The sequence below is a fragment of the Bradyrhizobium sp. SHOUNA76 genome (assembly GCF_023006445.1).
Taxonomy (GTDB): Bacteria; Pseudomonadota; Alphaproteobacteria; order Rhizobiales; family Xanthobacteraceae; genus Bradyrhizobium.
Window position 1 is genome coordinate 1 of sequence record NZ_JALBHA010000346.1, and the last position, 7,149, is coordinate 7,149.

The window sequence follows — 7,149 nt, forward strand, 5'->3', positions numbered from 1 at the left end:
GGCCGATGCCTGCGCCACCCGCGACCTGCCGGACGGCCGCGGCGGCACGCTGGACGCCCGGACGATTCATGAGGTCGCGCTGGCCGAGCTCTCGGACCGCTTCGCGATCATCGCGCAGAGCGATGCGCTGACGTGAGGGAGCCAGCGATGCTGCAACTCTATTTCTTTCCGATGGCCTGCTCGCTCTCGAGCCGCATCGCGCTGATGGAGGCTGGTATCGAGGCGCAGTATCACCTCGCCCATATCTGGACCAAGCAGGTCATGGACGACGGCAGTGATTTCCGCGGCGTCTCGCCGAAGGGCGCGGTGCCGGTGCTGGTGCTGAAGAACGGCGAACGGCTGACCGAGAGCGCGGCGGTGCTGCAATACATCGCGGATGTGAAGCCGACGGCTGGCCTTGCACCGGCGTTCGGCGATCCCGATCGCTATCACCTCCAGGAATGGCTCAGCTTCGTCGGCGCCGAGATCCACAAGGCGTTCCTGTTTCCAACCTTCTGGTACAAGGACGACGGCTCGCTCGCCAAACCGCGCGCAAGGATCACTCAGACCTTGTCGGCGCCGTCGGCGCATCTGGCGGAGCGCGAATTCCTCGTCGGTAACGGCTTCACGGTCGCGGATGCGCACCTCACCTGGGCCTTGCTGCTGCTCCGACCCGCCGGCGTCGACATCGCGCAATGGCCGTCCTTGTCGGCCTATCTCGAGCGCATGCAGGCGCGGCCGGCCGTGCGGGAAGCGATTGCGACCGAAATGGCCCTGCGCAAGGCGACGGTGTGACCGGACGTCACGGTCGCGAAATCCGAGTGCTTTCCTGGCGAGGGCATTGAAGTCGACGCGGCATGCGCTAATCTGGAGGAATATTTTCGATATTTCCTCGGAAGGCATTCATGAGTGCTCTTTCCAGACATTGCTTCGCCGGATTTTGCCTGCCCGGACTTTACCTGCCCGGTTTTTGTCTGACGTTCTTCGTCTCGCTCTGCATCGGGCCTGCATCGGCGGACACGCGGGTGGCATTGGTGATCGGCAACGGCGCTTATGTCAGCACGGCGCAACTTCCCAACCCGTCCCATGATGCGGAAGACGTCGCGGCTTCGCTGAGGCGCAGCGGTTTCGAGGTGATCCAGGGCGTCGACCTGCGCCAGGCCGACATGCAGGACCTGACCATCCGCTTCGCGCGCGCCGCCAGCAGGGCCGACGTGGCCGTGTTCTATTACAGCGGCCATGCAATGCAGTACAACGGCGTGAACTATCTGATGCCTGTCGACGCCACGCTGACCGATGAGGCCGACCTCAAGCGTTTCGTGCGGGTCGACGACATCGTGAACGATCTGCAGCAGGCCAAGAACCTGCGCATCCTGGTGCTCGATTCCTGCCGCGACAATCCACTGGCCGACATGCTGAAGCGCTCTGCGACGCGCGCGGCTTCGGTCGGACGCGGCCTGTCGAAGGTCGAGGCGCCGCGCGGGACGATCGTGTCGTTCTCGACGCAATCAGGCCAGGTCGCCGCCGACGGTACCGGCCGCAACAGCCCCTACACGACGGCGTTCCTCAAGCACATCGAGGAGCCGCACGAGATCGGCGACGTCTTTCGCGACATCAGCAGCGACGTCTATGATGCCAGCGGCAAGACGCAGCTTCCGGAGCTGTCACTGTCGATCATCGGCAAGTTCTACCTGAACGGCCCGGTGTCCGTCACGATCGCTCCCGCGGCACCGCAAGGCGCGCCGCGGCCCGACCCTTGCGCATCCGCGGAGGCGCACTGGAAGGCGGCCGACACCATCGGCACCGTCAGCGCCTTCGAGGATCATCTGGCGCGATTTTCAAGCTGCAGTTTCGCCAGCCTCGCCAAGGCCCGGATCGACGGCCTGAAGCAGAAGGTGGCGCTGGCGCCCGCGACTGGCGAGGGCAGGATGTTCGATGGCAATTGGGACGTCACCGTGAACTGCGCCAGCTCCGGCAAGGCGTTGGGCTATACCCGAACCCTGTCGGCCACCATCGCCGGCGGCGTATTTCATGCGGAGGATCGGGACCCGCGTACAAACAGCACGCTCGCAATCGACGGACAGGTATCGGCTGACGGGAAGACCACGCTGAGTGCACGGGGTCTCACGGGTCCGAGCGCCTACACCGTCAACAATAGCGCTCCCGGCTCGCCGTATGGGTACACGATCGACGCGCAATTCGAGCGTAGCCGCGGCAGCGGCAAACGCAATGAACTGCGTCCGTGCAGCTTCACCTTCGTCAAGCGCTAGCTCGGCCCGCTCGGGCGCACCGCGGCGGCCTCACTCGACCCGCGCCAGCACCGCGAGCTTGCGGATGCCCTTGTTGCGGTAGGCGTCGAGGAACGCGTAATAGTCCTTGAACGACACACAGCCGTTGGAATCGCCGTTCGGCCCGAGCATGAAGGTGTGGGCGAGCAGACCGTCGCGTCCGTAGATCGCGCTCTCGCCGCCGATCGGGGTCAGGCGCAGCGCGGGCACGCCGTGAAACAGCGCCTCGCGCGGCTTCAGCGTGTAGATGTGCGGTGGTGTCACGCCGCGCATGCGAGTGCGCTGGGAGCGCGGATCGTCGAGATTGGAGCCGAGGCCGGAATGCGCCTCGAGCTTGGTGCCGTCGGGCAGATAGACCGTCTTGGCAGTGATGTCGTAGACCGCGGTATCGCGCTCATAGGGCGGCGCACCGCCCAGCATCGGATTCTGCTCCTTCGGCGCGATGGACGCCGTGATGCTGGCATCGGCCGAGGCATAAGCGAGCAGCCCGCCGGACGGCTCGCGCTTGCCCCAGAGTTTTTCGACCATCGACTGGCGCGGACCGGTAATCGACATCACCGCCGCCTTGGCGCGATCGGCGAACGATTTCGGCTTGGCCTCAGGTGCCGGCACGATCTGGGCCGGATCGGCCGAGGCGAGCTGCACCTGGGCATCCGGAGCGCGCTTGGCCTTGTCGGCGGTCTTGTCCGTGGACTTGTCAGTGATCCTGGCCGGAGCCGCTGGCTTCAGCGCTTCCGCGACCTTCGCGATCACGCTCTGCTTCGGCGCGTCCTTGGCCAGCGCAACCTCGGTCGCTGGTGCGGCGCTGGCCGCGTTCGATTGCACGCCCTGCGTCGCAGCCGCGGCAAAGCGTTCGTTGAACATCTCGCGCGAGATCGGCGCGGCCACCTGCAACCGGTCGGGCAGGAGCGCAAAAGCTTCCTTGATGGCGTCGCCGGCCTCGCGCAGCGCGACCCTGGGCGCACGCTTGATCACCGGCTCGTCGTAGCCGGTGCTACCGACGCTCGGATAGACGCTCGCGCCGAAGACGTTGCTGTAGATGGTCCAGCCGGCAGCCATCACGACGCAGCCGATCGCCGCGGCGCCAAGCCAATTGGTCGTGGTCATTTTCCGGGAAGACTTCCGAAGAGAATTCTTGGACTTCCGTGCCGCGTTACTCTGCGCAGCGATACTCTTACTCATTCGCCTTGCGTCCAGGACGGTGTCACTCGGTCCCCCTTCAAAGTGCCGCTGGTCACGATCCGGGAACAGCATCTCGCAGAGGGTCGGAGCGTCATTAAGGCGACTTTTAGTTAAATGCGGATTAAGTTCGGGCAGATGTAGGGCAGCTCGTAAACGCTGTCTCATTCTGAGAAAAAGTCCGCAGAACTACGGACTTAGGCGCGTCTGTTAACCATAATTCTCGGCCGGATCGGCGCATTCAGCGGACGTCTCCGGCCGCCTTCTCTAGACCCACCAACCAAGTCCTTTTCGTGGTCTTCAATGTCCGCACGATAACGGGGAAGCATTGCGCGAGGCTGGTGTGCGATGCGCCCTTTCACATGCCGCCTGCGGTGGGCCGCTCATGCACATCACCCGCCGGACGGCACTCACATCCACGGCTCTCCTGACCGAAAGTTGATCGCGCCGCTCTGGAAAAAGGCGTGCTGAGAAAATAGCTCCTGAGCGGCACTTTTCAGCAGCCTCTGCGTGTGATACGGTACCGTATCAACATCGCTTTGAACTGTGCCGGGCATACAAACGGAGGCTGGCATGAGAAGGTTCGCGCGCGCCGGATGTTTCGCGCTGGCGTGGTCGCCTCTGTTGATGGGATATGCGGCCGCGCAGCCTGCCAACGCCGGTTGCACGGCGTCGATTTCAGCCGCGAGCACGCAGACCTGGCGCTGCGACAACGGCATCATCATCGTTGCCGAAAACGGCGCCAGATTTGAACTTAAGGACGCCAACCGCGACGGACATATAGACTCCGTGGAGTTGAGCAGCAAAGCCCTGCTGATCGAGGTGCCCAAGAAGCCCCGCGGCAATCCCTTCAAGGTGCTGACCCCGCAGGCGATTGCCGCGGTTCGCGGCACGAAGTGGGCCGTAGATGCCGCTGGGGCCAAGACCTCCGTCTTCGTCGCTGACGGTCGTGTCGGCGTCAGCCGCAGGGCTCGTGGGCACGGCGTCGTTCTAGGCCCCGGCGAAGGCGTGGACGTGGAAGCGTCCGGCCCCTTGACCGTCAAGACATGGGGTCAACCGCGCGTCGACGCGCTGATGGCAAGGCTTGGTCAATAAAGGCTTGGTCAACAGGATTTAAGAGCAAAGAAGATTGCAGCACGTAGTGACTAGACGCGTTCAGATCCTGGTGGCACTCATCCTCACCGCGCTGTGGGGCGCAGGCATCTATGCCGCGCACGCCCACGGTCATCTGCGCTTTCTCGACCGCCTCGAGGCAACGCTGACGGATTGGCGGACCCAGGTGCGAGGCGTGCAGCGCCCACCCGATCTCGTCACCATCGTCGCGATCGACGACACCGTGGTGAAGCGCGGCGGCAGCTATCCGCTGCCGCGCGCCGATCTCGCCCGTGTCGTCGACACCATCGTACAGTTCAAGCCGAAGGTCATCGCGATCGACCTGCTGCTGGTCGACCGCAGCGCTGCGATCGGAGATGCGACGCTGGCAAACACGCTCGCCACCGGCCCCATGGTGCTCGCCGCCGCGGCGATCTTTCCCAGCGCCAGCGAGACCGTGGAGGCCAGCAGCCAGGGCCCCCTCGCCGTGCTGCCGCAGGCCGAACGCTTCCTGCTGCCGTTGCCGGCGTTCGCCGACCACGCCGAGGTCGGCGTCGTCAATGTCGCGACGGGACAATCAGGCTCACCTCTCTCGGTGCCGATGCTGTTCCGGACGCACGACAAGGTCGAGCTGTCGTTCCCCTTGCGCGTCGCCACCCGCGCGCTCGACAAGCCGCTGACGATCGCGCCGGATCATCTCATGCTCGGTGATCGCGCGGTGCCGACCGACACCGATTTCGCGCTGCCCATCACCTATTACGGTCCGCGACGGACCATCCGCACCGTCAGCGCACAGAGCATCTTCGACGGCACGCTCGATCGCGCCGCGATCGAGAACCGGATCGTCGTGATCGGCGCCTCGGTCGCCGGCGGCGGCGACTTCTATCCCACACCGTTCGATTCCCTGATGCCCGGCGTCGAAGTGGTCTCGACTGCGATCACCCATCTCGTTGCCGGCGACGGCATCTTGCGCGATTACAGGGTTCGTATCGCCGACACGCTCGCTGCGATCCTGCTGCCCATGCTGCTGGTCGGCTTGCTGGCCTGGCGGCGCAGCGCGCCCGGCATCATGGCGGCGGCCGCGGTGATGATCGCCTGGGCCGGCCTCAATACGTTCGCGTTCACGCATGGCGTCTGGCTGAATGCAGCAACCACGCTCACCGCCGCAGTGCCCCCGGTTGCGATCTTTGCCGGTGTACAGCTATGGGCCGGAGGCCGCCGCACGCAATATCTCGCTGCCAAAAGCAGGTCGCTTGCGCAGTTCCAGGCGCCTGCGGTGCAGGAGTGGTTGGCGCGCGATCCGGATTTTCTCTCTAAACCCGTCCGACAAAACGCAGCCGTGGTCTTCATCGACCTCTCCGGCTTCACAGGTTTGAGCGAGCAGACCGATCCGGACGCGATCCAGGAAATCCTGAAGGCATTTCACGCGCTGATCGACAACACCGCGGTCGATTGCGGCGGCACGATCACCGGCTTTCTCGGCGACGGCGCCATGATCCTGTTCGGGCTGCCAGGCGCGATGCCCGATGACGCGGCACGCGCGCTGAAATGTTCGATCGACCTCCATCGCGGCGTCGAACGCTGGATCGCCTCGTTGCCGTCAGCAATCGGCGATCGGCTCGGCTTCAAGATCGGCGCGCATTTCGGCGAGATCGTCGCCTCCCGCCTCGGCGAAAGTCATCAGCACATCACGGCGACAGGCGACACCGTCAACGTCGCGAGCCGGCTGATGGAGGTCGCCGTTCAGAATGGCGCGCGGCTCGCGCTGAGCGACACGCTGCTCGATGCAGCCGACTTCCACGGGGCTCCCGACGGCGTTCTGTCAGGCCCCCTGCTCGCCCAGGTCCGCGGCCGCTCCGGGGTCGTGATGGTGTGGTTCTGGCGGGATCGGGGCGGGCCGGACCAGGATGCTGCAAAGGCCGAGATGATCGGCTGATAGTCGTTGCTATCGGCTCAACACTCCGCTGTCGTCCCCGCGAACGCGGGATCCATACCACAGGGAGAGGTTTGGCGTAGACTCGTCGTGGGCCGGTCTTCGCGCGGTACGGACACCGGCACTCATCGATAAATCACGCGGTATGGGTCGCTGCGTTCGCGGGGACGACAGTGTGGAGGCAGTGAGCCCTGCTACCTCGCCTCCGGCGGCGGCGAGCGGTCCAGCACGTCGCCCTTGGCGTCTTCCAGCAGATCGACGCTGTACGTCTCGACCACGAGCGGCCCGCGCTTGCGCTGCAATTGCGCAACCTGCGTGACCTTCGCAAAGAGGTCGTTGAGGACGGGATGCCCGTCCGGACGCAGCTCGTCGACATGGAGCAGCTTGCCCGCAAGCAGTTTTGGATCCGGCTCGCCCATATTGACCCAGCGGATGCGCTGGTTCTGCTGCACCACGCAGGTGCCGCGCGGCAAGTAGAAGGCGAGCCAGCCGGTGGTGCCGTAGTCCTGCGCGAGCACGCAGGTCGCGCCATGGCGCGCGCGCACCGTTTCGATCTCGGCGGCAAGCTCGCGCCAGCCGACGCCGACGCTGCGCACGGTGGCATCGCGGCGATATCCGGAGAGCCAGCCGGTGTTGGCTTGCACGATGAGCGCAGCAAACATCACGATGCAGACGGGC

General features: G+C 65.0%; 5 protein-coding genes and 2 pseudogenes. 5 read left to right on the forward strand and 2 right to left on the reverse strand.

What is annotated here, in order from left to right:
- The 3 genes and pseudogenes from MOV74_RS26875 to MOV74_RS26885 all read left to right on the forward strand — a co-directional run.
- Positions 1–136, forward strand: a pseudogene (locus MOV74_RS26875) (cysteine hydrolase); the annotation flags it as partial.
- 11 nt (positions 137–147) lie between these two features.
- Complete coding sequence (locus MOV74_RS26880; RefSeq protein WP_246929506.1) at positions 148–774, forward strand: glutathione binding-like protein; 627 nt, start codon at positions 148–150, stop codon at positions 772–774.
- A 110-nt stretch (positions 775–884) separates the two neighbouring features.
- Positions 885–2,249, forward strand: a complete 1,365-nt coding sequence (locus MOV74_RS26885) for a caspase family protein (RefSeq protein WP_246929507.1) — start codon at positions 885–887, stop codon at positions 2,247–2,249.
- A 30-nt stretch (positions 2,250–2,279) separates the two neighbouring features.
- On the opposite strand, the gene MOV74_RS26890 is transcribed toward MOV74_RS26885, so the two are convergent.
- On the reverse strand, positions 2,280–3,374 hold the full coding sequence (locus MOV74_RS26890) for a DUF2778 domain-containing protein (RefSeq protein ID WP_246929508.1): 1,095 nt from the start codon (positions 3,372–3,374) through the stop codon (positions 2,280–2,282).
- A 645-nt stretch (positions 3,375–4,019) separates the two neighbouring features.
- Here MOV74_RS26890 and MOV74_RS26895 point away from each other — a divergent pair.
- On the forward strand, positions 4,020–4,541 hold the full coding sequence (locus MOV74_RS26895; protein WP_246929510.1) for a FecR domain-containing protein: 522 nt from the start codon (positions 4,020–4,022) through the stop codon (positions 4,539–4,541).
- A 46-nt stretch (positions 4,542–4,587) separates the two neighbouring features.
- A complete protein-coding gene (locus tag MOV74_RS26900; protein ID WP_246929511.1) occupies positions 4,588–6,474 on the forward strand; it encodes a CHASE2 domain-containing protein in 1,887 nt (628 codons plus the stop codon).
- 191 nt (positions 6,475–6,665) lie between these two features.
- Here the strand turns inward: MOV74_RS26900 and MOV74_RS26905 are convergent.
- Positions 6,666–7,149, reverse strand: a pseudogene (locus MOV74_RS26905) (glycosyl transferase); the annotation flags it as partial.

Bases quoted from the DNA above. Each gene is read 5' to 3' on its own strand.
- MOV74_RS26880 (WP_246929506.1), top strand. From the start codon at position 148: ATGCTGCAACTCTATTTCTTTCCGATGGCCTGCTCGCTCTCGAGCCGC.
- MOV74_RS26885 (WP_246929507.1), top strand. From the start codon at position 885: ATGAGTGCTCTTTCCAGACATTGCTTCGCCGGATTTTGCCTGCCCGGA.
- MOV74_RS26890 (WP_246929508.1), bottom strand. From the start codon at position 3,374: ATGACCACGACCAATTGGCTTGGCGCCGCGGCGATCGGCTGCGTCGTG.
- MOV74_RS26895 (WP_246929510.1), top strand. From the start codon at position 4,020: ATGAGAAGGTTCGCGCGCGCCGGATGTTTCGCGCTGGCGTGGTCGCCT.